The organism is Cupriavidus sp. 207A1 (genome assembly GCF_057798955.1).
The window spans coordinates 321717-347613 of sequence record NZ_JBYOJO010000002.1 but is presented as its reverse complement, the minus strand read 5'-3'; the positions used below and the strand labels follow the sequence as shown (position 1 = coordinate 347613).

General features: G+C 70.7%; 24 protein-coding genes. 14 read left to right on the top strand and 10 right to left on the bottom strand.

All coding sequences use genetic code 11. The features are described from left to right. Positions 1 to 216 precede the first annotated feature (216 nt). From AC3FMM_RS04365 to AC3FMM_RS04355, 3 genes are all read left to right on the top strand, one after another. On the top strand, positions 217 to 1311 hold the full coding sequence (locus AC3FMM_RS04365) for a porin (protein WP_488686161.1): 1095 nt from the start codon (positions 217 to 219) through the stop codon (positions 1309 to 1311). Positions 1312 to 1364: 53 nt separating this feature from the next. Then, positions 1365 to 2345 carry a tripartite tricarboxylate transporter substrate binding protein gene (locus AC3FMM_RS04360; RefSeq protein ID WP_115708332.1) on the top strand — a complete coding sequence of 327 codons (981 nt, stop codon included), beginning with the start codon at positions 1365 to 1367 and terminating at the stop codon, positions 2343 to 2345. Between the two features lie 66 nt (positions 2346 to 2411). Beyond that, positions 2412 to 4124 (top strand): amidohydrolase, encoded by a 1713-nt coding sequence (locus AC3FMM_RS04355; protein WP_473703436.1) that lies wholly within the window; start codon positions 2412 to 2414, stop codon positions 4122 to 4124. Positions 4125 to 4175: 51 nt separating this feature from the next. On the opposite strand, the gene AC3FMM_RS04350 is transcribed toward AC3FMM_RS04355, so the two are convergent. Beyond that, a complete protein-coding gene (locus tag AC3FMM_RS04350; RefSeq protein WP_252674618.1) occupies positions 4176 to 5120 on the bottom strand; it encodes a LysR substrate-binding domain-containing protein in 945 nt (314 codons plus the stop codon). A 79-nt stretch (positions 5121 to 5199) separates the two neighbouring features. Continuing rightward, positions 5200 to 6213, bottom strand: a complete 1014-nt coding sequence (locus AC3FMM_RS04345) for a LacI family DNA-binding transcriptional regulator (RefSeq protein WP_414249746.1) — start codon at positions 6211 to 6213, stop codon at positions 5200 to 5202. Between the two features lie 209 nt (positions 6214 to 6422). Here AC3FMM_RS04345 and AC3FMM_RS04340 point away from each other — a divergent pair, with 209 nt between their 5' ends. Then, the gene (locus AC3FMM_RS04340; RefSeq protein WP_414249745.1) at positions 6423 to 7364 is read left to right on the top strand and encodes a zinc-binding dehydrogenase; all 942 of its coding nucleotides are present in this window, start codon (positions 6423 to 6425) and stop codon (positions 7362 to 7364) included. Between the two features lie 6 nt (positions 7365 to 7370). Here the strand turns inward: AC3FMM_RS04340 and AC3FMM_RS04335 are convergent, their stop codons facing one another. Then, positions 7371 to 7754, bottom strand: a complete 384-nt coding sequence (locus tag AC3FMM_RS04335) for a hypothetical protein (protein WP_326348629.1) — start codon at positions 7752 to 7754, stop codon at positions 7371 to 7373. Between the two features lie 280 nt (positions 7755 to 8034). On the opposite strand from AC3FMM_RS04335, the gene AC3FMM_RS04330 reads away from it, so the two are divergent. Beyond that, entirely contained in the window at positions 8035 to 8316 is a 282-nt protein-coding gene (locus AC3FMM_RS04330) for a hypothetical protein (protein WP_115679503.1), read from the top strand. A gap of 5 nt (positions 8317 to 8321) precedes the next feature. On the opposite strand, the gene AC3FMM_RS04325 is transcribed toward AC3FMM_RS04330, so the two are convergent. Beyond that, a complete protein-coding gene (locus tag AC3FMM_RS04325) occupies positions 8322 to 8930 on the bottom strand; it encodes a UdgX family uracil-DNA binding protein (RefSeq protein WP_414249743.1) in 609 nt (202 codons plus the stop codon). A 174-nt stretch (positions 8931 to 9104) separates the two neighbouring features. On the opposite strand from AC3FMM_RS04325, the gene AC3FMM_RS04320 reads away from it, so the two are divergent. Continuing rightward, positions 9105 to 11807, top strand: coding sequence for an ABC transporter transmembrane domain-containing protein (locus AC3FMM_RS04320; RefSeq protein WP_115711553.1), 2703 nt, complete (start codon positions 9105 to 9107; stop codon positions 11805 to 11807). 30 nt (positions 11808 to 11837) lie between these two features. Here AC3FMM_RS04320 and AC3FMM_RS04315 read toward each other — a convergent pair whose 3' ends face one another. The 4 genes from AC3FMM_RS04315 to AC3FMM_RS04300 are packed head-to-tail and all read right to left on the bottom strand — an operon-like array spanning position 11838 to position 15923. Further along, positions 11838 to 12746, bottom strand: a complete 909-nt coding sequence (locus AC3FMM_RS04315; protein WP_116312205.1) for a glycosyltransferase family 2 protein — start codon at positions 12744 to 12746, stop codon at positions 11838 to 11840. A 22-nt stretch (positions 12747 to 12768) separates the two neighbouring features. Further along, on the bottom strand, positions 12769 to 13545 hold the full coding sequence (locus AC3FMM_RS04310; protein ID WP_326348625.1) for a PIG-L deacetylase family protein: 777 nt from the start codon (positions 13543 to 13545) through the stop codon (positions 12769 to 12771). Between the two features lie 29 nt (positions 13546 to 13574). Further along, entirely contained in the window at positions 13575 to 14603 is a 1029-nt protein-coding gene (locus AC3FMM_RS04305) for a UDP-glucuronic acid decarboxylase family protein (protein WP_115679506.1), read from the bottom strand. A 48-nt stretch (positions 14604 to 14651) separates the two neighbouring features. Then, positions 14652 to 15923: a glycosyltransferase gene (locus tag AC3FMM_RS04300; RefSeq protein WP_116312207.1), complete on the bottom strand. Its 1272-nt coding sequence runs from the start codon at positions 15921 to 15923 to the stop codon at positions 14652 to 14654. 386 nt (positions 15924 to 16309) lie between these two features. Between AC3FMM_RS04300 and AC3FMM_RS04295 the strand changes: the two genes are divergently transcribed. From AC3FMM_RS04295 to AC3FMM_RS04260, 8 genes are all read left to right on the top strand, one after another. Next, entirely contained in the window at positions 16310 to 16828 is a 519-nt protein-coding gene (locus AC3FMM_RS04295) for a hypothetical protein (RefSeq protein WP_414249741.1), read from the top strand. A 195-nt stretch (positions 16829 to 17023) separates the two neighbouring features. Continuing rightward, a complete protein-coding gene (locus AC3FMM_RS04290; protein ID WP_373429494.1) occupies positions 17024 to 17794 on the top strand; it encodes an SDR family oxidoreductase in 771 nt (256 codons plus the stop codon). After that, positions 17791 to 18432, top strand: coding sequence for a D-glycero-alpha-D-manno-heptose-1,7-bisphosphate 7-phosphatase (locus tag AC3FMM_RS04285; RefSeq protein ID WP_326348623.1), 642 nt, complete (start codon positions 17791 to 17793; stop codon positions 18430 to 18432). The genes AC3FMM_RS04290 and AC3FMM_RS04285 overlap by 4 nt, the downstream gene beginning before the upstream one ends. Next, positions 18429 to 19670, top strand: coding sequence for a glycosyltransferase family 9 protein (locus AC3FMM_RS04280; protein ID WP_326348622.1), 1242 nt, complete (start codon positions 18429 to 18431; stop codon positions 19668 to 19670). Before AC3FMM_RS04285 ends, AC3FMM_RS04280 begins: the two co-directional genes overlap by 4 nt. Next, complete coding sequence (locus tag AC3FMM_RS04275) at positions 19651 to 21432, top strand: carbamoyltransferase family protein (RefSeq protein ID WP_115708357.1); 1782 nt, start codon at positions 19651 to 19653, stop codon at positions 21430 to 21432. Before AC3FMM_RS04280 ends, AC3FMM_RS04275 begins: the two co-directional genes overlap by 20 nt. Next, positions 21419 to 22405, top strand: coding sequence for a glycosyltransferase family 2 protein (locus AC3FMM_RS04270; protein WP_116312213.1), 987 nt, complete (start codon positions 21419 to 21421; stop codon positions 22403 to 22405). Before AC3FMM_RS04275 ends, AC3FMM_RS04270 begins: the two co-directional genes overlap by 14 nt. Before the next feature lie 125 nt (positions 22406 to 22530). Continuing rightward, positions 22531 to 23532, top strand: coding sequence for a glycosyltransferase family 9 protein (locus tag AC3FMM_RS04265; protein ID WP_414249847.1), 1002 nt, complete (start codon positions 22531 to 22533; stop codon positions 23530 to 23532). After that, positions 23525 to 24472, top strand: coding sequence for a glycosyltransferase family 4 protein (locus tag AC3FMM_RS04260; RefSeq protein ID WP_414249740.1), 948 nt, complete (start codon positions 23525 to 23527; stop codon positions 24470 to 24472). The genes AC3FMM_RS04265 and AC3FMM_RS04260 overlap by 8 nt, the downstream gene beginning before the upstream one ends. A gap of 15 nt (positions 24473 to 24487) precedes the next feature. Here AC3FMM_RS04260 and AC3FMM_RS04255 read toward each other — a convergent pair whose 3' ends face one another. Then, positions 24488 to 24901 (bottom strand): hypothetical protein, encoded by a 414-nt coding sequence (locus tag AC3FMM_RS04255; RefSeq protein WP_488686159.1) that lies wholly within the window; start codon positions 24899 to 24901, stop codon positions 24488 to 24490. An 85-nt stretch (positions 24902 to 24986) separates the two neighbouring features. Beyond that, positions 24987 to 25634 carry a recombinase family protein gene (locus tag AC3FMM_RS04250; RefSeq protein ID WP_116313233.1) on the bottom strand — a complete coding sequence of 216 codons (648 nt, stop codon included), beginning with the start codon at positions 25632 to 25634 and terminating at the stop codon, positions 24987 to 24989. Positions 25635 to 25897: the final 263 nt, after the last annotated feature.

Sequence of the window (25897 nt, the reverse complement as noted above, 5' to 3'; positions counted from 1 at the left end):
AAAATGCGAATGGACGCTGCGATACCCGATTTCTAGAATCCCCTCACGCTGCATCGCCGCGTACATCCGCCGCATGAGATAGCGCAATCAAGAATCCACAAATTGCTGATGCCGTAGTCCGGGCAGGGGTTGCTGCTGCCCGCGATTTCGTGCAAGGGGCGGGGCAGGCATCCCCGTATCGATTCGGACAGGCGCAAGACCGACACTGGAGACAACATGAACAACCCCCTTGCGGGCGCCACCTTTGCGGCGCTCGCGGCCTGCTGCACCGTCGCTTCGGCGCAGAACCACGTCACGCTGTATGGCCGGCTGAATACGTCGATGGAATACTCGGATGCGTCGACGGCATCCGATGGCACCAGGCTCGGCGGCACCGGCCGGCTGACCAACAACCGCTCGGTGTTCGGCATGCGTGGCGAAGAGGTGCTGTATGGCAGTCTGAAGGCGATCTGGCAGATCGAAAGCAATATCTCTTTGGATACGGGCAGCGGGCAACTGGCCAGCCGTAATACCCGTGTTGGGCTGGCCGGGTCGGCCGGCAGTTTTTTCATGGGGAACTGGACCACGCCCTACCTGGAAGCGACTTCCGCCTACGATCCGTTCTATCCGACCACGGCCGGCTATATGGCGCTGATCGGCAACGGCTCGACCCCGACTTCCGACAACATCCAGGACACCACCTCCTTCGACCGCCGCCAGAAGAACAGCGTGCACTACCGCAGCCCCAAATGGAACGGCTTCAGCGGCGGCGTAACGTGGGGCGTCAATGAAGAGCGCGCCACGGTGCCGCGCAACCCGAGCCTGTGGTCGTTTGCCGGGGCCTATGACAACGGCCCGCTGAACGTGGTGCTGGCCTACGAGCGCCACAACAACTACCAGACCGCGGGCCGCGACGACGAAGGCATGAAGATCGGCCTGTCGTACCAGTTCCCCACCACCAGGGTATCCGCGATCTACGAGCGGCTGCACTACCGCACTGCCACCGGCGACCTGAAGCGCGATGCGTACTACGCCTCGGTGGTGCAGAAGCTGTGGACCGGCAGCCTGCGTGCCGGCGTCGGCTACGCCGGCAACGGCCGCGGCAACGCCACCGAGACCGTCGGTTTCTTCCGCAGCGGCCCGGACACCGGCGCCGTGCAGGCCACCGTCGGCTACGAATACCCGCTGTCCAAGCGCACCTCGGTGTTCGGCTTCTACAGCCGCATCTTCAACAAGAAGAACGCCACCTACGACTTTGCCATCAACGAGCTCGGCATCTCCGCCGGCGCCGATCCGCAGACCTTTGCGCTGGGCATGCGCCACGTGTTCTGAAGGCGCTTCGCCGCAGGCCATTACCAAGACACCAACGATCCAGGAGACCCCACATGAGATTCCGCCACATGCTGCGCGCCACGCTGGCCGCCGCCTTGTGCCTGCCGCTGCTGCACGGCGCCGCGCGCGCCGACAGCTATCCCGACAAGCCGATCCGCATGGTGGTGCCGTTTGCCGCCGGCAGCGCCACCGACCTGCTCGCGCGCATCGTCAGCGCCGAGATGAGCGCCTCGTCGAACATGCAGATCGTCGTCGACAACCGGCCCGGCGCCGGCGGCACCATCGGCACCGCGGTGGTGGCCAAGGCTCCCGCTGACGGCTACACCCTGCTACTGACCTCCGCCGGCCATGCGGTCAATCCCACGCTCTATCCGAAGCTGCCGTATGACACCACGCGCGACCTGAAGGGCATCTCCACGGTGGCGACCATGCCCTACCTGCTGGTGGTCAGCGCCTCCAGCCCGTACCGCACGCTCAAGGACCTTCTGGCCGCCGCGCGCGCCAGGCCGGACTCGGTCACCTACAGCTCGGCGGGCAGCGGCAGCTCTTCGCACCTGAGCGGCGAGCTGTTCAACGTGAGCGCCGGCGTGCAGACCCGGCATATCCCGTACAAGGGCGCGCCGGCGGCCATCACCGATGTGATGAGCGGACGCGTCGACATGTTCTTCGCCCCGTCGATCACCGCGCTGCAGTTCGTCAAGGACGGCAAGCTGCGCATCCTGGGCGTGGCCACGGCGGCGCGGGTGCCGTCGCTGCCGGACGTGCCCACCATCGCCGAGGCGGGCGTGCCGGGCTATGTGTTCGATGCCTGGTTCGGCGTGCTGGCGCCGGCGGGCACGCCCAGGGAGATCGTGGCGCGCCTGAACACGGCGATGCAGCAGGCGCTGGGTGCGCCGGCAACGCGCGACAAGCTGATGGCGCAAGGCGCCGAAGCCAAGCCGTCGACGCCGGCCGCGTTCGACAAGCTGATCGCCGCCGACATCGCCAAGCTCGAGCCCATCGTCAAGCGCTCGGGTGCGCAGCCGGGCCAGTAACGCCGCGGCACTGGCGCCCGGCGCATCATCCGGGCGCCGCCTCTCTCAAACCAAGGGAACATCGATATGCGTTGGATTGCACGGGGCCTGGCGCATGCCATGGCGGCGGCTTGCGTGATCGCGGCCGGAGGAGCACAGGCGCAGGCCGCCGCCGCGCCCGCGGACCGGATCCTGGTCAACGGCACGGTGCTTACCATGGACGGCGCGGATACGGTGGCGCAGGCCATTGCCATCCGTGGCGAGCGCATCGTTGCAGTGGGCACCAACCCGAACATCCGCCGCCTGGCAGGACCAGCCACCGAGGTGATCGACCTGGGCGGGCGCACGGTGATCCCCGGGCTGATCGACACCCATATCCACGCCATTCGCGGCGGCCAGAGCTATGCCTTCGAAACCTACTGGTACGAGGGCGAAACCACCAGCCTGGCTGCGGGCCTGGAACAGCTGCGCAAGACCGCGCTGGCGCGCGGCCCCGGCAAATGGGTGGCCGTGACCGGTTCCTGGCACCCCGACCAGTTCACCGAGAAGCGCGCGCCGACCCCGGCCGAGCTGACCGCGCTGCTCCCCGGCAATCCGGCCTACGTGCAGTACCTGTACGACTACGCGCTGGTCAACGCCAAGGCGATCGAAGTGCTCGAGCTCGATCAGCCCGATGCGCTGCCGCCCGGCATCCGCATGGAGCGCGACCGCGACGGCCGTGTCACCGGCCGGATCTTCGGCGCGATCCGGCCGCTGTCGGCGCTGTTCGGGCGCATCCTGGCGCAGAGCCAGGTCGACCCCAAGGCCAGCCTGCAAGCTTTCTTCGGCCGCCTCAACAGCCTGGGCGTGACCGCGCTGATCGACCCCACCGCCGGACCGGGCCCCGCGTACGATCCGCTGTTCGCTCTGTGGCGCGAAGACAGCCTGTCGCTGCGGGTCGGCTACCGCATCCCCACCATGGTCGCGGGCAACGAGGCCGAGTGGTTCCGCAACACGCTGGCCTACCTGCCGCCGCGCCTGGGCGACGGCAAGCTGCGCTTCCTGGGACCGGGCGAAATGCTGGTGTTCGGCATGGACGACGGCGTGAAGATGGGACCCGGATTCCAGCCGTCGGCGAAGGACCGCGAGGAACTGCTGAAGGTTGCCACCTTCGCCGCCAGCCGCGGCTATCCGGTCGAGATCCACGCCTATACCGACGATGCCGCCAACGCCATCCTCGACGTGTTCGAGGAAGTGGCAAGACACCATGACCTGGGCAAGCTGCGCTGGGCCATGGCCCACCTGAACACCGGCAAGCCCGAGACCTTCCGCCGCATGAAGGCGCTAGGGCTGGCCTACACGGTGCAGATGGGGCCGTACTTCGAGGCCGGCGCCATCGGCCACGCCAATGGCCATCATGTGGCCGAGGCCGCGCCGCCGGTGCGGCTGGCCCTGCAGCACGGGCTGAAAGTGGCAGGGGGCACGGATGCCACGCGCATCGGTATCCCGGGCGTCTGGCGTGCGCTGGAGTTCCATGTCGGGGGCTATTCGATCGGCCGGGAAGTCCGGCGCAAGGATGAGTTCCGGCTGTCGCGGCTGGAGGCGTTGCGGCTCTATACCGCCAACGCGGCGTGGATTTCGTTCGATGAGGCTTCGCGCGGCACGCTGGAGGCGGGCAAGCTGGCCGATCTGGCGGTGCTGGACCGGCCCTACCTGACCGTCCCGGTTGAAGACATCCACCGCATCCGTTCGGTGCTGACGATGGTGGGTGGCAGGGTGGTGCATGGCGATGGGGGCTTTGCTGCGCGCAAGGAGCGATAGGAGCAGAAAGCTCCGCGGAAGGGAAGACGTGCTTAACCGCGCCAACGCCCACTAAGAACCACCCCCGATCTCCCCCAGCACCCTGCAATTCGGCCAGCTCCCAGCCACCGCCAACTCCGTCGCCACCCGCCTCAGCGTTTCCATCACAGCCAGCGTCGCCCGCGACGGCGGCCGTGCCGCGGCATAGCCGATCAGCCGATGCAGTTCGAGCCCTTGCACCGGCACGGCCTGCAGGTGTCCGGCCTCCAGTTCGTCCCGGATCGCCGCGGCAAAATGCACGGTCCAGCCGAACCCGCGCGCCACCAGTCGCCGGGCTACCTCGATCGATTCCACCTCCATCGTGACCTGCAGCTCCAGGCCCTGGCGCGCGGCCAGTGCTTCCAGCGCCAGCCGCACGCCTGACTTGGGCACGCCGGTCAGGATCAATGGGAGGCCCTGCAGCTGTTCGATCTCCACCGGCCCATCACCCAGCGCGGCATCACCCCGCGGGCCGATCGCGCACAGGCTCTCCGCCACCAGCGGCACCGCCGAGACCCCGGAGCTCGACACCGGCCCGCTCAGCAGCGCGACGTCGAGCGTGCCTTGCAGCAGCGCATCCTGCAGCGCGGGAGCGAAATTCTCCACCAGGCGCAGGCGGATCTCCGGATACTGCTCGCGCAGCGTTTCGGCCAGCGGGATGAACAGTAGCGGCGCCAGCGCCGGCGTCAGCCCCACCGCAACCAGCCCGCGCGGCGACGCGGCGAGGTCGGCGATGTCCACCTTGACCTGGTCGGCGTAGCGCAGCAGGAAGGAGGCGCGGTCCAGCAGCACCAGGCCCTCCGGCGTGGGCGTGGCGCCGCGCACGTGGCGCTCCAGCAGGCGCACGCCCAGTTCTTCCTCGAGCAGCCGGATCTGGCGGCTGAGCGCAGGCTGCGCGATATGCAGCGCTGCCGAGGCGCGGCCGAAGTGCTGCAGCGTGGCCAGCACCTTGAAGTAGCGAAGCTGTCGGAGATCCATGGCGTAGCTCTACTGGCCGGATTTGTGCAATCGATTGCACAAACTGTCGAAAAAAACGGCGCCCTTGCGAGCGCCAGCGTTACAGCGACCGGGTCGAGCCCCGCACCACCAGTTCCGGTGCCAGCAGGGTCCGCGCGGTGGTGGTGATGCTGCCGTCCAGCGCGCCCAGCATCAACACGGCGGCGCGCGTGCCCATCTCGTAGAACGGCACGCGGATGGTGGTTAGCGCCGGGGCCACCGCATGCATCAGCAGCATGTCGTTGTGCCCGACCACCGACAGGTCCGACGGGCAACTGCCGCCCGCCGCGTTGACGGCCGCATAGCAGCCCAGCGCCAGGAAATCATTGGCGGCCACCACCGCGGTGACGCGACGGCGCTGTGCCAGCAGTTGCGCGCACGCGGCCTGGCCGGCCGCTTCCGTGTAGGCCGGCGCGCGCACCACCGGGCAGTGGGAGACGGCCATCCCCAGCTCCGCCACCGCCTGCAGGAAGCCTGCTTCGCGTTCGTGGCCGGTCGAGAGATTGCCCGGTCCGGCCACATGGCCGATGCGCCGGTGGCCCAGCGCGTGGAGGTGACCGACGGCGAGCGCCATCGCCTGGCGGTGGTCGCCGACGATGCTGGACACGCGCCCCGCATCGTCGCTGCGGTTGACCATCACCAGTGGCACGCCCTGCGCCAGGCAATGGTCCACCACCGGGTCGTTGCGCTCGGCGGTGGCCAGGATCAGGCCGTCGACCTGCCGCGCCAGCAGTTGATCGACGATGAAGGTCTGGCGCGCCTTGTCGCCGCCGGCATTGGCGACGATCGGGATATAGCGGTGCCGCGACAGTGCGTTCTCGATGCCTAGCACGATCGGCGGAAACACCGGGCTGCCGATGTCCGGCACCACCACGCCGATGGTGCCCGAGCGCCGCGTGCGCAGCGCCGCGGCGATGCGGTTGGGCGAGTAGTGCAGCTCCTGCGCCGCCTTCAGCACGCGCGCCACCAGTTCGTCGCCGATGCGGTGCCGGGTCTGCGGGTTGAGCACGCGCGACACGGTCGACGGATGCACGTCGAGTGCTTCGGCAATCTGCTTGATGGTGGGCTTGCTCATCGCTATGTGTTACGTGCGGCAGACGGCGCGCCATACCGCCTGGTTATCGGGATACCGGCAAAAAGTGGATTGGACGCAAGACACCGGCGCTTCCTAGAATCGGCCCGGATGCGCGCAACCTCGCTTGTCGTGCAATCGATTGCATTGTAATCTGCCCGGCGCGGTCATGCCAAGCCATGGCCGGCCGGGCGTAGCAAAAGGAGACGGAAATGAAGGCAGCGGTTTCGCTCGCCGGCCAGGCGCCGGTGTACCAGGAGTTCGACGAGCCGGCCGCAGGGCCGGGCAAGGTCGTGGTCGAGGTTGCGGCGGCGGCGCTGACGCGGCTCGACATGGCGATTGCCGAAGGCCGCCATTACCTCAAGCCAGGCGCGGGCCGCTTCGTGGTGGGGCGCGAGGGCGTGGGGCGCCTCGCCGATGGGCGGCGCGTCTACTTCAACGTCAATGCGCCGCGCGCGCCGTACGGGTCGATGGCGCAGCGCGCGCTGGTGGACCCGGCGCTCACCTTCCCGGTGCCGGACGGCATCGACGATGCGCGCGCGGCCGCGCTCGGCAACGCCGGCCTGGCGGCATGGCTGCCGCTGTCATGGCGCGCCCGCATGCAGCCCGGCGAAACCGTGCTGGTGCTTGGGGCAACCGGCGTTTCAGGGCTGCTGGCCGTGGCCGCGGCAAAGCTGCTCGGCGCGGGCCGCGTCATCGCCGCCGGGCGCGATGAGCACGCGCTGCAGCGTGCGCGCCGACTGGGCGCCGATGCGGTAGTGCCGCTCGACCAGCCCGGCGACCTGCTCGACGCCTACCGCAATGCGGCCGACGGCAGCGTCGATATCGTGCTGGACTACCTGTGCGGCGCGCCCGCCGAAGCCGCGTTGCTGGCGCTGGGCCACGGCGGCCGGCTGGTCCATATCGGCACCACGGTCGCGCCGACCATCACCTTTGCCGGCGCCGCCGCGCGCCAGGCGTGCTTCGACATCATGGGCTTTGCCTACTACCACGCGCCCATCGCGGCGCAGGCGCAGGCCTACGCCGAACTGTGCCGGCATACCGCCGCGGGGCGCATGGAGATGGATATCGTCGCCGAGCCGCTGGAAGCGATCGGGCGCGTGTGGGCGGCGCAGGCCCGCGGCGCGCGCCAGCGCTTCGTGCTGATGCCCTGAAAAAAATCAGCGCGCCTTGGAGTCCGGCACGCGGGTCTGGTCGATCGAGGCCCCGCCGGTGCCCGTGCGCGGCTTGCCATGCAGGCCGTCGCGATCGACCTTGCCGGCGCTTTCCGAGGCCGGCTTGGCCTTGTCGTGGCCGGGCAGGCCGCCGGCGGTGTGCGGCTCCTTGGGCACGTCGCCGAGATCCCTGGCCAGCCCGCCCGGGTTGGTGGGCGTGGCGCCCGGCGTGCTGCCCGGCGCCACGCTGGCACCGGGCGGCGGTATGGTCTGGCTGCCCTTGGGACCCTTGTCGGTGCGCACGCCGGTTTCGGGCGGCTGCGCCAGGGTGCCGCCGGCGAGCGCGCACAGCAGCGCGACGGCCGCGGCGCGGGGGATGGTGGATCGCATCTGGATTCTCCTGTTGAACGCTGGCGTGCTGTCAAGCGCGGGCATGCTGGTACGGCAAAAGCATTTGCCGGGCCATCTCGCATACCGCCGAGCGGGGCCGGGCGGAGCACCGGCGCAACGCACTTTCTACAAGCGCCGGTGGTTGTTACAAGGACGCGGCGACGACGGGCGCAGCGGTGCCGGCAGGCGCGGGCAGCGGCCGGGGCCAGTGCCGCGGGAACGGAAGTTGCGCGCACTTAAGCGTTGGCCCGCGATTGCGGCCCACCTCAGCGGAGGCGTCATGAAACACAGCAAGCACGACACGTCGAACGATCCGGCGCTGGACCGGCGCCAGGGCCTGGATGACCGTGAACTGAAGGAAAACGCCGCGGACAACCAGCGTGCGCGCGAGCGCGCCCGTGCCGATTGGGAGCATGCGGCATCACACCGCAAGGATGACCAACCGGCGCGCAAGCCGGACAAGGGCGGCAAGGGCGAGATGCCGCCGGGAGTCGGCGCGCGTGACCTGCACGATCCCGGCAGCCGCGATCCCGACGCGCCGCCGACAGTGAACCGGTCCTGATCCGGTCATTGCCTGGCACCGCGCGCCAGCCGCGCGGCAGCCTGCAGACTGCGCACGATGCGGTCGAAGGCCGCGGCACGCGCCTCGTCGCTGCGCTGGCGCAGGGCAAACGAGGGGTGGTAGGTGGCGATGACCAGCCGCCCCTCGTGCTCGACCGGCGTCTGCATCATGCCCGCCAGCGTCACGCTCTTGCGGCCCAGCACCGCGCGCGCCGCGGTGGCGCCGAGCGCCACCACCACCGCTGGGTGCACTTTTTCCAGCTCCCGCTCCAGCCACAGGTTGCAGGCCTCGATCTCCTGCTGCGCCGGCGATTTGTGCAGGCGGCGCTTGCCGCGCCACTCGAACTTGAAATGCTTGACCGCGTTGGTCATGAAAAGCTTGTCGCGGTCCAGGCCGGCGGCCTGCAGCGCTTCATCCAGCAGGTGTCCGGCCGGCCCGACAAAAGGCGAGCCTTGCAGGTCTTCCTGCGAACCCGGCTGTTCGCCCACCAGCATGATCCGCGCGTGCGCCGCGCCGGCGCCGGGCACGCCCTGGGTGGCGTTGCGCCACAACGGGCAGCGCCGGCATTGGTTCAGTTCGCCGCGGCTGACAGGCGGCTTGATGCGCTCGGGCATGGCGGATGGCGGTGACGCAGCGCGCGCGGGCGCTGCTGCCGATGCGCTGCAGGTTTCGCGCCATGGCGCCGCGTTGCGATCGGTATGGAACTTGCCTTCTCCGAGGGATCGCGCGCCGGCCACGCCATGCGTGCCTTGCCATGCTGCACCGAACGCCTGACGCCTGAACCGCGCATGCCCCAGACCAACCGTCCCGCCTCCCGCCGCCGCATCGCCGCCGAACTGTTCCGCGCGATCTGGCGCTTCCGCGCGCGCGTGCTGGTCGCGGTGTCGCTGCTGCTGCTGGCCAAGGCCTGTGCCGTGGCGGTGCCGCTGATGCTCAAGCTGGTGGTCGACGAGGTCACGCCCGCCGCGGCCGGCACCGATGCGGCGCGGCTGGGGTTGGTGGCGATGCCGGTGTTCCTGGTGCTGGCCTATGCCATCCTGCGGCTGCTCGGCAACGCCTTCAGCGAACTGCGCGACGTGGTCTTTGCCTACGTCACGCAGAGCACGGTGGCGGGCTTCATGGAACGCGCCTTCGCGCACCTGCATGCGCTGGGCGCCCGCTTCCACGCGCAGCGCGCCACCGGCAGCGTGATCCGCGACCTCGAGAAGGGCACCGCGGCGATCGGCTTCCTGCTGGGCGTGGCGGTCTTCACCATCGTGCCGACGCTGATGGAGATCGTTTCGGTACTGGCCATCATGATCGGCGCCTATGGCGCGGCCTTCGCCGCCATCATCCTCGGCGTGTTCGTGCTGTACGCGGGCTTTACCTATGTCTTCACGCAGCGGCGCATGCGCGTGCAGCGCCAGGTCAATGCGGTCGAGGCCACCACCAACAGCAAGGTGGTGGACAGCCTGCTCAACTACGACACCGTCAAGTTCTTCGCACGCGAGTCGTTCGAGACCCGGCGCCTGTCCGAGATGCTGCAGCGCTGGATCGGCATCAGCGTGGAAAACCAGTATGCGCTGTCGGCCCTGCATATCGGGCAGAGCGTGTGCATTGCGGTGGGGGTCGGCGCGGTGATGCTGCTGGCCACGCAGCGCGTGATCCAGGGCTCGCTGTCGGTGGGCGACCTGGTGCTGATCAACGCCTACATCATCCAGGTGGTGCTGCCGCTCAACACGCTCGGCTTTATCTTCCGCGAGTCGAACGACGCCATGACCAATGTCGAGCGGCTGTTCGCGCTGCTAGACGCCCATGGCAAGCCCGGCGAGGACAGCGACGCGCCGGCGGCGCGCCCGCTGCGCGTGAGCCGCGGCGAGATCGTTTTCGACCGCGTCAACTTCAGCTATGACCCCAGCCACCAGACCCTGTGGGACGTCAGCTTCCGCGCCGGCGCCGGCCAGACCGTGGCGGTGGTGGGCGGCAGCGGCTCGGGCAAGTCGACCCTGGCGCGGCTGCTGTTCCGGCTGTACCAGCCCGACAGCGGCAGCATCAGCATCGACGGCCAGGACCTGCGCCTGGTGACGCAGCGCAGCCTGCGCGAACTGATCGGCATCGTGCCGCAGGACACCATCCTGTTCAACGACACCATTGCCTACAACATCGGCTATGGCCGCGAAGGCGCCACCCGCGCCGACATCGTCGCCGCGGCGCGCGCGGCGCAGCTCGACGCCTTTATCGACCGCCTGCCCGACGGCTACGAAACCCAGGTGGGCGAGCGCGGCGTGCGCCTGTCGGGCGGCGAGCGCCAGCGCGTGGCGATCGCGCGCGCGATGCTCAAGCGCCCGCCCATCGTGGTCTTCGACGAGGCCACCTCGGCGCTGGACACGCGCTCGGAGCGCGCGATCCAGCAGGAGCTGTCCGCAGTCGCGCGCGGGCGCACCGCGCTGATCATCGCGCACCGGCTCTCGACCATCGTCGATGCCGACCGCATCCTGGTGATGGAGCACGGCCGCATCGTCGAAGACGGCAACCACGCCACGCTGCTCGAGCGCGGCGGCATCTACACCCAGATGTGGCAGTTGCAGCAGCAGCAGCGCGAGCTGGAACGCGCCGAACGGCGCCTGGCGCTGCAGCCGGTGCGCCTCGAGATCCTGCTGGCCAGCGTGGTCGACGGGCTGCGCGAGCTGATCGCCGAGCGCCATGTCAACCTGTTCACGGTGCAGAGCGAGTCGGAGCTGCGCGTCACCGGCGATCCGGGCGTGCTGCAGAAGGCGATCTGGGAGCTGTGCCAGCACATGATCGCCACCATCGAGCCGGGCGGGCGGCTGGAACTGCGGCTCGAGCGGCTGGACGGCCAGGCCGGCCTGCGGCTGTCCGCCACGCCGGGCGATCTGCCCTTGCCGGATGTGCAGGGCCTGCACGAATGGCTGGCCGAGCACGGCGTCACGCTGACTGCCGACGGGCCCGCGCACGCCTACCAGCTGTTGATGCCGATGCGCGCCGTGCAGGAGGCCGAGCCGCGTCGCGCGCCGGACGCCACGCCGCACGCCGGGCCCGCACCCGAGGCGCCCGATGCACAGGCGCTCAAGGGCCTGCGCGTGCTGCTGCTGGACGACGACGAGCCCACGCGCGAGGTGCTGAGCGCCTCGCTGGAAGACTACGGTGCCCATGCGATTGCGCAGCAGCGTGGCGATGACGTGATCGCGCTGCTGGCGGGTACGCATCCCGGCCAATGGCCGCAGGTGCTGCTGTGCGACCTCGCGCTCGACGAGGAAGACGGCTACACCGTGCTGCGCCGGGTGCGACGGCTCGAGGCGCAGATGCAGGTGCCGCTGGGCAAGCGCATGACCGCGATCGCGCTGTCCGGGCACGCCGAGCCGCAGGACCGCATGCGCGCGCTGATGGCGGGGTTCCAGCTGCACCTGTCCAAGCCGGTGCGGGTGGGCGAGCTGGTGGCGGCGATCCGTTCGCTGGCGGTGCGCTCCGCGCAGGACGCGCAGGAAGCGTAGCGCGGCCACATTGACCGCAGCGGCCGCGCCTCAGGCGCGCGGCTCGCGCAAGCGGCTGCGCAGCTTCAGCACTTCCGCCGGGATCACCCGGCGCTCCTGCCATACCCACGGCATGCCGCCCAGCACCTCGACCAGGCCGCGCCATCCCTGGCAGCGCCACAGCTGCGGCAATGCCGCCGCGGTCTCGCCCAGCGCCACCTGCCAGGGCAGCCGCAGCCAGGCGGACCAGATCGCATTGCGCGCCAGCAGCGAGCGGCGCTGCGCGGGGTTGCGCAGCGGGCTGGGATGGTGGTGCACCACCAGCTGCGGCGCGTACACCAGCTGCCAGCCATGCGCGGCCAGGTCCAGCGCCAGCAGCGTTTCCTCGCCGCCCAGGAAGAAGCGCGGATGGTAGCCGCCGGCCTGGCGGAAGGCATCGGTGCGGAACGCGGTGGCGCCCGCCATCAGGCCCAGGATCGCGCGGCCCGGCAGCATCGCCGAGGGCAGCGGGCTGGCCGCCATGCGCGCGCAGGTCGGGTCTTCGCCGCGGTGTTCGCCCACCAGGATGCGCGCCGTCAGCGCGGCCACGCGCGGATGGCGCTCGAACATGGCGCACGCCGCCGACAGCGATCCGGGTGCCCACCAGCAGTCGTCATCGCAGAAGGCGACATAGCGGGTGCGGGCCCAGTCCGCGCCCAGGTTGCGGCCTGCGGCGCCGAGGTTGCGCGCGCTGCGCAGCAGCGCGGCGTGCGGGAATTCGTTGCGCACCATGGCGGCGGTGCCGTCGTCCGAGGCGTTGTCGACCACGGCGATGGGCGGGCGTTCCGGCAGCGCGCTCAGGCGCGCCAGCGCGGTGCGCACCGAATCGCGCCGGTTGTGCGTCAGCACCACCACGCTGATGTCGCAAGGGCGGGTGCGCGGAGTAGCGCGGGAAGCGGAAGCGGTGGCTGGTATCGGCATGGCTGTTGGCAGAACTCAGAACTCAGGCAGGACTCAGGCAAGGCTCAGGGGCGGGGCCGGCCGGCTGCAGCATCCAGTAGCGCTCGGGGGCGCACAGGTCGCACAGCCGGTCTTCGCTGAACAGCTGCAGCTGGCTCTGGTAGGCGTTGAGCGCGTAGCTCTTCTGCGTCAGGTACTGCGCCACCGGCAGGTTGACGGGCGTGGCGCACAGGCCGCTGTCCCGGCATTGCACCAGCCGCTGCTGCAGCAGGCCCGGCATGCGGCGGTAGATCGCGTCCTCGTAATAGAGCCACTGCACGGGCGGCGGCGCGGCGGCGGGTGCGGCGGCCGGCCCGTTCCATGCCGGGCCGCGCGCGTGCGCGGCCAGCATCAGCAGCCGGCAGGCGTCATGCACCAGGGCATGGTCGGAATGGAACAGCCCGAGCGGAGCCACCACCACGCCTTCGGTCTGCATCAGCAGCACGGTGTGCAGCGCGTCGGCAAGCTGTTGCGCGGTATAGCGGCGCCCGTACTGGCTGTCCCAGAACTCCAGCCACACCGCGTGCGCGCCCAGCATGGTCAGCGCGTGGTTGTCCTCGCGGCGGCGCGACAGCACCGCCTGCTCGGCGCTGGCGAAGCCGGCGGCCTGGTCCCAGTCGGGCGCCGGCATGTCCGCCGGCGGCACGCCCGCGAACACCGTCACCACGCGCGCCGCGCGCGCGGCCGCGATCAGCCCGCCGCAACTGAACACGGCATCGTCCAGATGCGGCGAGATCACGGTCACCGCAGCGGCGAGATCGACCACCATCGCCGTGCCCATGCCGCCCCCTCGCGCGCCCCGGTACGCCGTCAACTGAGCGCGGCACGCGCTTCGCGCGCGGTGGCGGACACCGGCACCACGTTGCCGGGCGCACCTTCGGCATGCGCCTGCGCGGCCAGCCGCGCGGCAAAGTAATCGACGGTGCGGCGCAGGCCGTCTTCCAGCGCGGTGTGCGGCTCCCAGCCCAGCAGCTGGCGCGCCAGCGTGATGTCGGGGCAGCGCTGGTGCGGGTCGTCGGCCGGCAGCGGCCGCATCTCGATGCGCGACGGCGAGCCGGTGGCGCGCAGCACCGCCTGCGCGATCTCGAGCATGGTGCTTTCGCGCGGGTTGCCCAGGTTGACCGGCGTGCCGCTGGCGGGGGCTTCCATCAGCCGGACCAGCGCGTCGACCATGTCGTCGACATAGCAGAAGGCACGCGTCTGCGCGCCGTCGCCGTAAACCGTCAGCGGCTGCCCCGCCAGCGCCTGGGTGATGAAGTTCGAGACCACGCGCCCGTCGGCCGGGTGCATGCGCGGCCCGTAAGTATTGAAGATGCGCGCGATGCGCACGTCCAGCCCATGCTGGCGGTGGTAGTCCATGAACAGGGTCTCGGCGCAGCGCTTGCCTTCGTCGTAGCAGGAGCGGATGCCCACCGGATTGACGTGGCCCCAGTACCCTTCCTGCTGCGGATGGTGCTCGGGGTCGCCATAGACTTCGCTGGTGGAGGCCTGCAGGATGCGCGCCCTGAGCCGCTTGGCCAGTCCCAGCATGTTGATGGCGCCGTTGACGCTGGTCTTGGTGGTCTGCACCGGGTCGTGCTGGTAGTGCACCGGCGAGGCCGGGCACGCGAGGTTGTAGATCTCGTCGACCTCCACATACAACGGGAAGGTGACGTCGTGCCGCAGCAGCTCGAAATTGGTCCGGCCCAGCAAATGCGCGATGTTCTCCTTGGTGCCGGTGTAGAAGTTGTCCACGCACAGCACGTCCTGCCCGGCGCGCACCAGCCGCTCGCACAAGTGCGAGCCGAGAAATCCCGCGCCGCCGGTGACCAGGATGCGCTTGCGATCGCTTTCCTTCATTTCCGCTCTCCTTGCATTGCTTGCTCGTGCCGGCCGGTCGAGTCCGCATCAGGCCGCGACACGGCGGGCCCCGGCCTGCAGTGCCGGCACCCCGGCGCAGACGTGCGCATAGACCGCCTCCATCTGCCTGGCCACGCCGGCCCAGGTGAAATGCGCCTGCGCGCGGCGCCGGCCCGCTTCGCCCAGCTTGCGCGCCAGCGCGGGGTTGGCGGCCAGCTGCGCCAGCCGCGCCGCCAGCGCCGCCGGCGCCTTGGGCGGCACCAGGAAGCCGGTGTGTCCATCCACCACGGTGGAGCGGATGCCACCGACGTCGGCGCCGATCACCGGCGCGCCGCACGCCATCGCCTCCACCGGCGTGATGCCGAAGGGCTCGTACCACGGCGTGGTCACGAAGACATCGGCGGCGCTGTAGAACAGGCGCAGGGTGTCGCGCCCGCGCCGGCCGGTAAACACCACGCGTTCGGCCACACCCTCGGCGCTGGCCACGTCCTGCAGCCGGCCGATTTCCGGCGTGGCCTGCACGCTCGGCTGCTCGGCGTTGCCGCCGACCACGTACAGGGTGGCGTCGAGGCCGGTGTCGCGGCGCAGGCAGCCCAGTGCGCGGATCACGTTGTCGATGCCCTTGCGCGGCACAAGCCGCCCCAGCTGCAGCACGCGGAAGCCATGCAGCGGCCAGCCCAGTGCGCGCCGCGCCGCGTCGCGCGGCACCGGCGCGAACTCGGCCGCATCGAAGCCGCACGGCACGGTCTGCACGCGCGCGGGATCGGCGCTGTAAAGATTGACGAGGTCGTCTCGGTCCTGCGGACATTCCGCCACCACGCAGTCGGCCTCGCGCACCAGCGTGTCCTCGATGCCGAAGCGGTCGTCGGGAAAGCCGTCGGTGCTGCCCTGGTGCAACCTGCGCACCTTGCCCAGCGCATGGAAGGTCATCACCAGCGGGATGCCGAGCGTGTGGCGCGCGCGCAGCGCGGCCAGCCCGGACATGAAGAAGTTGGCATGGAGCACGTCGTAGCCGGTGGCATCGCCGCGCACGAAGTCGGCCAGGAACGCGCCGAAGTCTTCCATATAGGGCAGCAGCTGTTCTTTCGGGATCTGCACCGGCGGCCCTGCCGTGACGTGGATCACGCGCACGTTGGGCGCGAACGCCACCACCTCGGGCAGCAGCGCCTTGTCGCGCCGCGTGAAGACATCGACCTGGTAGCCGCGGCTGCCAAGCTGTCTTGCAAGATGCGCCACATAGATGTTCTGACCGCCGCAGTCGGTGCTGCCAACGCTGGCGAGTGGCGAGGCATGTTCGCTGATAAGCGCGATCTTGCGCATGGTTGGCTCCGGTGGTTTGCCGCCGTGACCGCGAGCGCGGGCGGTATGGAGGTGGTGGCCCTTGCAGCTAGCGTGCCATCGCCCCTGTGCAATATTCCGGCGATAAACACGTCGGGCGGGGAACCGAAGCAGAAGCGATATAGCGGTTCTCGAGGAGCCAGGCTCACCGCATTGCGAAGAAGACGCACGACAGCCTGTGCGCGCGCGGTTTAGTCATTCTTACGCCGCCGCTTTGTAATTTGCGCTTACCGATCCTTGCGGTTGGACGCGAGCCAGAGCAGGCTTGCAACCGGCCCGATGTTTGCTGCGTCGATGACTCCGATGCAAGCCGCGCTGCACGCGATGGCGGCGCGGCGTGCCGTCCCAAACCATCGATGGAGCTGCCCATGCCACCCAACCCGGATGCGGGCCAGGCGCCCCGCGCCTCCCATGCCGGCGCCAGCCGGTTCAGCGATCCCGCCGCGGCGCGGCGCGCGCTCGAGCTGGCGCTGCCAATGCTGCAGGCCTCGCTGCGCGACAAGGCCGTCGGCGAAAGCGGCTGCATGCATGTGGTCGTGATGGATCCGACGCTGCAGCCCGGCGATTGCGCCTTCGAGGAAGCGATCCTCTATGAGCATTCGCTGCCGTCGCGCGAGGCCTGGGATGCCGACTACAGCCGCTACGCGCGCGCCAAGGCCAGCCTGAGCTGGCGCACCGGCATGGCCAGCGCGCAGGTGGTCCACCGCAGCCCGCACCGGCTGCGCAGCGACGACACCCTGCTCGGCGGCGCCGCCGTGGTGGATGGCATCGTGGTCGCAGTCAGCGGGGCCAACGCGTGGTACGACGAGGCCTTTGCCGGCTGCGTGGCGATGCTGCTGCGGGCGGTGGCGCAAGGGGCTTGCATGCACGCGCAGCCGGCCGGCTGATCCGGCAGCCGCGTTCGCCGGACTGTTGGCACACATTTCGCACTGGCAGCAAGCCTGCGCACCTGGCCATGCCTGTCCTGATCGCGGCATGCGGCAGCCGACAAGGTGCCAGCACCGATGTCCGATTCGTTGTCCGATTCGGTCCGATTCGTGGTCCGAATCACAGTCCACCACACCGATCGCCAGGGAACCACCATGCCAACTTCGCAATCGCCACGACCCGCCGCGCACACCGAGGCCGCCATGCCGCTGCAGGACCGCACTTATCTCGTCAGCGGCGCGGGCCGCGGCCTGGGCGCCGCCATCTGCCGCACGCTGAGCGCGGCCGGCGCCGCCATGATCGTGGCCGATATCGACGACAAGCTTGCGCGCGACAGCGCCGGCGGGCTGGCCGAGGCCGGCGCGCAGGCGTGGCCGCTGCACCTGGATGTCTCCGACCCCGCGTCCGTGCGCGCCGCCTTCGAAGCCGTGCGCGCGCGCGGCGCGCGCCTCGACGGCATCGTCAACAACGCCGCCATCGACATCACCCTGCCGGTGGATGAGGTCGATGCCGAGACCTGGCGCAAAGTGCTGATGGTCAACCTGTACGGCCCCTACCTGATGGCGCATGCCGCCGTGCCGGTGCTGAAGGCGCAGGGCGGGGGGCATATCGTCAACATTGCCTCGACCGCGTCCAAGCGCGCGTGGCCCAATGCCTCGGCCTACCACGCGACCAAGTGGGGGTTGCTGGGCTTTTCGCACGCGCTGCATGCGGAACTGCGGCCGCACGGGATCAAGGTCTCGGCGATCGTCGCGGGCGGCATGCGCACGCCGTTCCTGCTGGACCGCTTTCCCGACATCGACCAGGGCAATCTGCAGGATCCGGCCAATGTCGCCAACGCGGTGCGCTTCGTGCTGACGCAGCCGGAAGAAACCGTGATCCCCGAGGTGATGGTGCTGCCCATGAAGGAGACCTCGTGGCCATGAGCCTCGCCGCCCCGCTACGCGCGGCCGTGCTGCTGGACAAGGACGGCACGGTACTGGACGACGTCCCTTACAACGTCGATCCGGCGCGCATGCGGCTTGCGCCAGGCGCCGCCGCCGCGCTGCGGCTGCTGGGCGGCCTGGGTCTGCCGCTGGTGGTGGTGACGAACCAGCCCGGCGTGGCCCATGGCCTGCATACCGAGGCCGAGCTGGTGCCAGTGCGTGAACGGCTGGCGGCCATGTTTGCCGAGCAGGGCGCGGCGCTGAGCGGCTTCCTGTATTGCCCGCATCATCCCGAAGGGCAGGTGGCGCCCTACGCGCGCGCGTGCCTGTGTCGCAAGCCCATGCCCGGGCTGCTGCTGCAGGCGGCCGCGGCATGGCGGCTCGACCTGGCGCGGTCCTGGATGATCGGCGACATCCTCAATGACGTCGAGGCCGGCAACCGTGCCGGCTGCGCCACCGTGCTGGTCGACTGCGGCAACGAGACCGAATGGCAGCTCTCGCCCGCGCGCCAGGCCGACTACGTGGTGCCCACGCTCGACGCCGCCGCGCGCCTGGTGGTTGCGCGCACCCGCGCAGCGGACCCTGTCGGCGCCGCCGCATCGACGGCCGCGTCACCATGCCGTGCGGAGGCGCCATGAACTGGCAATCCGCGCGCAGCGTGCTGTGCGTGCGCCTCGACAATATGGGCGACGTGCTGATGAGCACGCCGGCGATGCAGGCCCTGGCCGATGCGCTGCCGGCGCGCCGGCTGACGCTGCTGACCTCGCACAGCGCGGCGGCCCTGGCGCCGCACCTGCCGATGGTCGGCCGCGTGCTGGCCTGGGACGCGCCCTGGGCCAGGCATGCCGAGGCCCGGGCGGCACCGGCGCCGGGGCCGGAGATTGCCGCCTGCGCGCGCTGGCTGGCGCGCTTTCGCTTCGACGCGGCCGTGATCTTTACCGTCTACAGCCAGAGCCCCTTGCCCGCCGCGGTACTGTGCGCGCTGGCGGGCATTCCGTTGCGGCTGGCCTGCTGCCGCGAAAACCCCTACACGCTGCTGAGCGACTGGGTCCCCGACACCGAGCCGGGCACGCAGCCGGGCCAGCGTCCGCGCCACGAGGCGCAGCGCCAGCTCGACCTGGTGGCGCAGGTGGGAGCCGTCGCACGCGAGACGCGCCTGCGCTTTCGCGTGCTGGCGGCGGACCGCACCGCGCTCGCCGGGCGCCTGGCCGCGATCCGCGGCGGCCGCAGCGGGCCGGTGGTGGTGGTGCATCCCGGCGCCAGCGCGCCGTCGCGGCGCTGGCCGCCGGCGCGCTTTGCCCAGGTGGCGCACGCGCTGGCGGTGAAGGCCGGCGCGCACGTGCTGGTGACCGGCGATGCCGCCGAGCACGACATCGTGCGCGCGGTCTGCGCCGCCGCCGGCCACGCGCGCGTGGTGCCGCTCGCCGGCGCCTTGCGCCTGGGCGAAATGGGCGCATTGCTGGAAGCCGCCGACCTGCTGGTGTCGAACAACACCGGGCCGGTCCACCTGGCCGCCGCGCTGGGCACGCCGGTGGTGGACCTCTACGCGCTGACCAATCCGCAGCACACGCCGTGGCAGGTGCCGCACCGCACGCTGTTTGCCGATGTGCCGTGCCGCTATTGCTACAAGAGCATGTGCCCGCAGGGACACCATCGCTGCCTGGAAGACGTGCCGGCCGCGCACGCGGTGCAGGCCGCGCTGGCGCTGCTGGGCGGCAATCCCGACAGCATGCCCGCGGTCGAACTGCCGTGGCCGGGCGTGGGCGCGGCCGCAGCGGCGCCTGCCGAGTTCGATGCCGTGCCCGCGATGCCGGACGACAGTGCAACCCGCCACCTCCCACATGACGAGGCCGACCATGTACACCCTTGGCATTAACGCCGCCTACCATGACTCCGCCGCTTGCCTGGTGCGCGATGGCGAGGTCATCGCCGCGGCGGAAGACGAACGCTTCACCCATATCAAGCACGGCAAGCGCCCGGTGCCGTTCACGGCATGGGAACTGCCGTTCCACGCCATCGACTATTGCCTGGGCGAGGCCGGCATCGCGCTGCGCGAGGTCGACCATGTCGCCTACGCGTTCGACCCCGCGCTGATGCTGGGCGCGCGCCGGCATGACGCCACCGTGACGCTGCCGCTGGAGCCGTCAGCGCACGGCGCTGCCAGCGGGCACGAGTCGCCGTGGGATCCGCTGTTCCTGTCGTACGTGGTCAACGCACCGCGGCAACTGGCCGGCGGCGCACCGCACCACCTCGCCGCGCGCTTTCGCGGCGTGCGCCACGACGGGCCGTTCCGCTGGCATTTCGTCGAGCACCACATGGGGCATGAAGCCAGCGCCTTCCTGGCGGCGCCGTTCGCGCGCTGCGCGGTGCTGACCATGGACGGCCGCGGCGAACGCGCCACCACCAGCTACGGCGTGTTCGACGGCAAGGAGTATCGGCGCATCAAGCAGATCGACCTGCCGGACTCGCTCGGCCTGCTGTACGAACGCGTCACGCGCCACCTGGGCTTCCTGCATTCGTCGGACGAGTACAAGGTGATGGCGCTGGCCTCCTACGGCAAGCCTGCGCACCTTGGGGTGTTCCGCGACATGGTGCGGCGCGATGCCGAAGGCGGTTACCGCGTGGCGCAGCCCGACCTGGAAGCGTTGCTGGGGCCGCCGCGCCAGCGCGGCGAGGACTTCGGCGCCGCGCATTTCGATATCGCGCGCTCGCTGCAGGAGGTGCTGGAGGAAACCGTGGTCGGCATGACCACCTGGCTGGCCGAGGCCACCGGCGAACGGCAGCTGGCCATGGCCGGCGGGGTGGCGCTGAACTGCGTGATGAATGCGCGCGTGCGTGACCAGAGCCCGTTCGACGAGGTCTGGGTGCAGCCCGCCGCCGGCGATGCCGGCACCGCGCTGGGCGCGGCGCTGTGGATCGACTTCCTGCAACGCGGACGTCCGGCGCGGCAATGGTCCATGGAGCACGCCTACCTGGGCCCGGCGTATGGCGAGGACGAGATCGCGGCCTTCCTCGACTGGGCCAGGCTGCCTTACCGCCGGCTCGACGACCTGGCCGGGCAGACCGCCGAGTTGCTGGCGCAGGACAAGATCATCGGCTGGTTCCAGGGCCGCATGGAGTTCGGCCCGCGCGCGCTGGGCGCGCGCTCGATCCTGGCCTCGCCGATCGATCCCGGCATGCAGCAACGGCTGAACCAGATCAAGGACCGCGAAGACTTCCGCCCGGTGGCGCCGGTGGTGATGCAGGAGCGCGCGCCGGAGTGGTTCAGCGCGGCCAAGCCCGGCCGCGGCGAAGCGCCGTTCATGCTGTTCATCTACGACGTGCGTCCGGAGCAGGCGGCGCGCATCCCGGCGGTCTGCCACGTCGACGGCACCGCGCGCGTGCAGACCGTGCGCCGCGAGCAGAACCCGGCCTATTACGATTTGCTGGCCGCGTTCGAGCGCCGCACCGGCGTGCCGATCCTGGTCAACACCTCGTTCAACACGCGCGGCGAGCCCATCGTATGCACGCCGCGCGATGCGGTCGAGTGCTTCTGGACCTCGCCGCTGGACGCGCTGGTGATCGGCCCGTTCCTGCTGGAGAAACCCGGCGCCGGAGGCGCCCAGGGACAGACGGGAGGCGCCCATGGACAGGCCTGAGCCAAGGGTTGCGGTGGTGGTGCCCACCTGGCGCCGGCCGGCGCTGCTGGCGCGCTGCCTGCAGGCGCTGTGCGCGCAGCGCCTGTCCGCGCAGGCGTACGAGATCATCGTTGCCGACGATGGCTGCGAGGCCCGCATCGAACGGCTGGTGGCGCTGATGGCCGCGCAGCATCCGCACCATGCGCTGCGCTATGTGCCGGTGCCAGGCACGCAGGGACCGTCGGGCGCGCGCAATGCGGGCTGGCGCCGCGCGCGCGCGTCCGTGATTGCCTTTACCGACGACGACACCGTGCCGGATCCGGGCTGGCTCGAAGCGGGCTGCGCGGCGCTGGCGGAGCAGCCGGAGTGCTGCGCGGTGGCCGGCACCGTGCACGTGCCGCTGCCGGCGCGGCCGACCGACCACGAGCGCGATACCGGCGGCCTTGCGCACGCCGAGTTCGTCACCGCCAATTGCTTCGTCCGGCGCGACGCGCTGCTGCGCATCGGCGGCTTCGACGAGCGCTTCACGCGCGCGTGGCGCGAGGATTCGGACCTGCAGTTCCGGCTGATCGAGCAGGTCTGCCCGGTGGGGCGCGCGCCCGCGGCCGTGGTGGCGCATCCGGTGCGTCCGGCCGCATGGGGCAGCAGCGTGGCGGCGCAGGCCAAGGTGTATTTCGACGCGCTGCTGTACAAGAAGCATCCGCGCCTGTACCGGCAGCGCATTCGCCGCGTGCCGCCCTGGCATTACTACGTGACGGTGCTGGCGCTGCTGGCCGCGCCGAGCGCGTGGCTGGCGGGCGCGCCGGCCGTGGCCGCGGCGGCGGGCCTGCTGTGGTTCGGATTTACCGCGGCATTGTGCGCGCGGCGCCTGCGCGGCGCGGCGCTGACGCCGGCCCATGTGGCCGAGATGGCGTTCACCTCCATGCTGATACCGCCGCTGTCGCTGTACTGGCGGCTGCGCGGCGCGCTCGCGTTCCGGGTGGTGTTCCTATGAACGCACGCGTCGAGCCGGTCACGGCCTTGCCCCTCGCGCGGCACCCGCAGCAAGCGGCGCGACGTCGCGCGGCGCCGGCGCGCGTGCGGCGCATCGCGGTGTTCCGCGCGCTCCAGCTCGGCGACATGCTGTGCGCGGTGCCGGCGCTGCGGGCGCTGCGCGCGGGCGAGCCCGAGGCCCGCATCACGCTGGTCGGCCTGCCGTGGGCACAGGAGTTCGTGTCGCGCTTCAGTGCGCTGGTGGATGACCTGATGATATTTCCCGGCGCACCGGGAATGCCGGAACAACCTTGCGCCGAAGCCGCGGCCGGCCCGTTCTACGCGGCCGCGCACGCGGCGCGCTTCGACCTGGCGATCCAGCTGCACGGCAGCGGCGCGCTCACCAACGCCGTGGTGCAGCGCCTGGGCGCCCGGCGCATGGCCGGCTTCTGTCCGGACCCCGCCGCGGCGCGCTGCAGCCGCGCCGGCGTGCTGGTGCCGTGGCCGCAGGGCAACGAGGTCGAGCGGCTGCTGGCGCTGATGCAGGCGTTGGGCTATCCGTGCGCGGACCGCAGCCTGGCGTTTCCGCTGCGTCCGCTCGACCACGCCAGCTGGCGGCTGCTGGCCGCCGAGCATGGGCTGGTTGCCGGCGAATACTTCTGCCTGCACGCGGGCGCGCGCATGCTGTCGCGGCGCTGGCCGGTGGAGCGCTTTGCCGAGGCCGGGCGCGCGCTGCGGCGCCACTGGAAGGTGGTGCTGACCGGCAGCCGCGACGAGGCCGCGCTGGTGGCGCAGCTGGCGCGGCGCCTGGGCAAGCCGGTGGTCAACCTGTGCGGGCAGACCGCGCTGGGCACGCTGGCCGCGCTGATCCGCGATGCGCGCCTGCTGCTGTGCAATGACACCGGTGCTTCGCATATCGCCGCGGCGGTGGGCACGCCCAGCGTGGTGGTCTCGTGCGGCAGCGACAGCGCGCGCTGGGCGCCGCTCGACACCACGCTGCACCGCGTGCTGGCCGACCAGCCGGCATGCCGGCCGTGCATGCACCAGCGCTGCCCGCTCGCGGGGCACCCGTGCGCGTCGAATATCAGCGTGGCCAGCGTGGTGGAGGCCGCGCTGGCGCTGGCGGCCCAGGAGCGCGGCCATGGCTAGGCGGCTGCGCATCCTGACCTGGCACGTGCACGGGAACTACCTGTATTACCTGTCGCAGATCCCGCACGAGCTGTACCTGGTCACGCGCGCCGACGGCACCCCCGGCTATGCCGGCGCCGGCGGCGCGCTGCCGTGGGGAGCCAACGTGCACGAGGTGCCTTACGACGCGGTCCCGGCCGGCCGCTTCGACTGCGTGCTGTACCAGCACCGCCACCATTACGAGCATGACCGCGCAGACCTGCTCAGCGCCGCGCAGCGCGCGCTGCCGGCGATCTACCTGGAACACGATCCGCCGCAGGAACACCCGACCAACACGCGCCATCCGGTGCAGGACGCGTCGATGCTGCTGGTGCACGTGACGCCGTTCAACGCGCTGATGTGGGACAGCGGCGTCACGCCGTGCCGCGTGATCGAGCACGGCGTGCTGGTCGACGAGGCGGTGCGCTACAGCGGCGAACTGGCGCGCGGCATCAGCGTGGTCAACCACCTGTCGCGGCGCGGCCGCCGGCTCGGCGCCGACCTGTTCGCGCGCGTGCGCGCGCAGGTGCCTCTGGACCTGGTCGGGATGGCGGCGCAGGAGGCGGGGGGACTGGGCGAAATACCGAACCCGGAACTGGCGGCGTTTGTCGCGCGCTACCGCTTCTTCTTCAACCCGATCCGCTACACCAGCCTGGGCCTGGCCGTGGTGGAGGCGATGATGCTGGGGGTGCCGGTGGTGGGCCTGGCCACCACCGAGCTGGCCACGGTGATCCAGAGCGGCAACAACGGCTATGTCGATACCCGCGTCGAGGTGCTGGTCAGCGTGATGCGCGAACTGCTGGACGATCCGGAACTGGCGCGCGCCTGGGGCGAGCGCGGCTGCCGGCTGGCGCGCGAGCGCTTCGGCATCGGCCGCTTCGTGGCGGAGTGGGACGAGACGCTGCGCGCGGTCTGCGCGTGACCGCGCCACGTGCAGTCAGGCCGGGCCGCCGTTGCCGTGGAGCCTCGCGCGGCTGCCCGACGACGCCGTGCAGCACACCAGGTAGTAGGCGCGCTTGAACTGCAGCGCCGCTTCCAGCCGGCGTCCGGCGGCCGCTTCGGCGAACGCCGCCTGCAGGCAGCGTTCGATGCTGTCGGCGGTGCCATCCTGCTCGAACAGTCCCGGTGCGCGCTGCTCCCATAGCCGCATCAGCACGGCGCGGCGCTGCGCCAGGGTGTGCGGCGGCCAGCCGTGGTCGCGGCTGAGCAGTTCCACCCGCGTCGCCAGCAGCGTTTCCAGCAGCAGGGTAGGCCTTGCCAGGCGCGCGCGCAGGGGCGTGGCCGCGGCCGGCGCGGTGGCATCGACCAGTGCCGCGGGCAGGTCGATGGCGTTGGGCGGGAGGTCGGTCATGGCAGCCAGCCAAATGCAGCCGGGCAAGCGGCCGGGCAAGCAGCGGAGCGCGACACCAGCGTGCCGCGCGTTGTGGCGGCGGGTTTCATTCCGTCGCCGTTTCGGTGGCGGATTCTTCGGCGTCGGCCAGGGCGATGGCCGCCGCGCGCTGCGCCAGCGGCTCGGCCGCCCGGATGCGCAGCACGGTCTGGCGCGAGGTGCTGAAGCGCCGCGCGGTCTCGCTGACCGAATAGCCTGCCGACAGCGCGCTCAGGATCGCGTGGCGCTGCTCGGGCGTGTGTTTGGGCGGACGGCCCACCTGCCGCCCCATGGCCTTGGCCGCGGCCAGGCTTTCGCGCACGCGCACGCTGCGGGTCGCACCTTCGAGCGCCGCGACCGCACGCAATACTTCGACCGCTTCGGGCGGCGTCGCGCTGGCGAGGTCATCGCGCGACAGCTGCACGCAGTACAGCGCCACGCCCAGCAGGCGGAAGCGCCGGACCGTGGCCAGCACTTCGGGCACGCTCCAGCCCAGGCTGCACAGGCGCAGCGCAACCACCGCGTCGCCCGGCTGCACCTGTTGCTGCAGCGTGCGCAGGCGCGAGCGCTGCAGTGCCGGCACCGAGGCGGGGGCGGCCTCCCAGAACACGTGTTGCGGGTCGACGCCATAGCCGGCGGCGCTGGCGGCCTGCAGTTCATCCTGGACCGCCGACGCTGCATCGGCGCAATTGGAGTAGAGGAAGGTGGTCGGCATGATGGTGTCGGACGGCGCGCGCCGCACGCTGGTGAGAGCGGTCCGGGCAGAGGATTCTGTTCCGGCTGGTTGCGGGATAACGCAACGGTTGCCGTAGCTGCCGCAACTTTCATGCCGCGCGTCACGCCTCTCCATCAAAGCGGTGCAACGCCATACCCGTGGGCAAAGGCGATGCGGGCATGCCATGCGCGGCCCCACGCGCCGTCGCGGGCACAATTACAAGGCTTCGCGCAGGAATTGCAATGACACGCAGGCCGGCCCGC

What these genes read in the sequence shown, in the direction of transcription:
- AC3FMM_RS04355 (WP_473703436.1), top strand. Translation starts at nt 2,412, where the DNA reads ATGCGTTGGATTGCACGGGGCCTGGCGCATGCCATGGCGGCGGCTTGC.
- AC3FMM_RS04345 (WP_414249746.1), bottom strand. Translation starts at nt 6,213, where the DNA reads ATGAGCAAGCCCACCATCAAGCAGATTGCCGAAGCACTCGACGTGCAT.
- AC3FMM_RS04350 (WP_252674618.1), bottom strand. Translation starts at nt 5,120, where the DNA reads ATGGATCTCCGACAGCTTCGCTACTTCAAGGTGCTGGCCACGCTGCAG.
- AC3FMM_RS04315 (WP_116312205.1), bottom strand. Translation starts at nt 12,746, where the DNA reads ATGCCGATACCAGCCACCGCTTCCGCTTCCCGCGCTACTCCGCGCACC.
- AC3FMM_RS04290 (WP_373429494.1), top strand. Translation starts at nt 17,024, where the DNA reads ATGCCAACTTCGCAATCGCCACGACCCGCCGCGCACACCGAGGCCGCC.
- AC3FMM_RS04360 (WP_115708332.1), top strand. Translation starts at nt 1,365, where the DNA reads ATGAGATTCCGCCACATGCTGCGCGCCACGCTGGCCGCCGCCTTGTGC.
- AC3FMM_RS04305 (WP_115679506.1), bottom strand. Translation starts at nt 14,603, where the DNA reads ATGAAGGAAAGCGATCGCAAGCGCATCCTGGTCACCGGCGGCGCGGGA.
- AC3FMM_RS04255 (WP_488686159.1), bottom strand. Translation starts at nt 24,901, where the DNA reads ATGACCGACCTCCCGCCCAACGCCATCGACCTGCCCGCGGCACTGGTC.
- AC3FMM_RS04275 (WP_115708357.1), top strand. Translation starts at nt 19,651, where the DNA reads ATGTACACCCTTGGCATTAACGCCGCCTACCATGACTCCGCCGCTTGC.
- AC3FMM_RS04265 (WP_414249847.1), top strand. Translation starts at nt 22,531, where the DNA reads ATGCTGTGCGCGGTGCCGGCGCTGCGGGCGCTGCGCGCGGGCGAGCCC.
- AC3FMM_RS04285 (WP_326348623.1), top strand. Translation starts at nt 17,791, where the DNA reads ATGAGCCTCGCCGCCCCGCTACGCGCGGCCGTGCTGCTGGACAAGGAC.
- AC3FMM_RS04270 (WP_116312213.1), top strand. Translation starts at nt 21,419, where the DNA reads ATGGACAGGCCTGAGCCAAGGGTTGCGGTGGTGGTGCCCACCTGGCGC.
- AC3FMM_RS04310 (WP_326348625.1), bottom strand. Translation starts at nt 13,545, where the DNA reads ATGGGCACGGCGATGGTGGTCGATCTCGCCGCTGCGGTGACCGTGATC.
- AC3FMM_RS04295 (WP_414249741.1), top strand. Translation starts at nt 16,310, where the DNA reads ATGCCACCCAACCCGGATGCGGGCCAGGCGCCCCGCGCCTCCCATGCC.
- AC3FMM_RS04365 (WP_488686161.1), top strand. Translation starts at nt 217, where the DNA reads ATGAACAACCCCCTTGCGGGCGCCACCTTTGCGGCGCTCGCGGCCTGC.
- AC3FMM_RS04340 (WP_414249745.1), top strand. Translation starts at nt 6,423, where the DNA reads ATGAAGGCAGCGGTTTCGCTCGCCGGCCAGGCGCCGGTGTACCAGGAG.
- AC3FMM_RS04325 (WP_414249743.1), bottom strand. Translation starts at nt 8,930, where the DNA reads ATGCCCGAGCGCATCAAGCCGCCTGTCAGCCGCGGCGAACTGAACCAA.
- AC3FMM_RS04280 (WP_326348622.1), top strand. Translation starts at nt 18,429, where the DNA reads ATGAACTGGCAATCCGCGCGCAGCGTGCTGTGCGTGCGCCTCGACAAT.
- AC3FMM_RS04320 (WP_115711553.1), top strand. Translation starts at nt 9,105, where the DNA reads ATGCCCCAGACCAACCGTCCCGCCTCCCGCCGCCGCATCGCCGCCGAA.
- AC3FMM_RS04335 (WP_326348629.1), bottom strand. Translation starts at nt 7,754, where the DNA reads ATGCGATCCACCATCCCCCGCGCCGCGGCCGTCGCGCTGCTGTGCGCG.
- AC3FMM_RS04300 (WP_116312207.1), bottom strand. Translation starts at nt 15,923, where the DNA reads ATGCGCAAGATCGCGCTTATCAGCGAACATGCCTCGCCACTCGCCAGC.
- AC3FMM_RS04260 (WP_414249740.1), top strand. Translation starts at nt 23,525, where the DNA reads ATGGCTAGGCGGCTGCGCATCCTGACCTGGCACGTGCACGGGAACTAC.
- AC3FMM_RS04330 (WP_115679503.1), top strand. Translation starts at nt 8,035, where the DNA reads ATGAAACACAGCAAGCACGACACGTCGAACGATCCGGCGCTGGACCGG.
- AC3FMM_RS04250 (WP_116313233.1), bottom strand. Translation starts at nt 25,634, where the DNA reads ATGCCGACCACCTTCCTCTACTCCAATTGCGCCGATGCAGCGTCGGCG.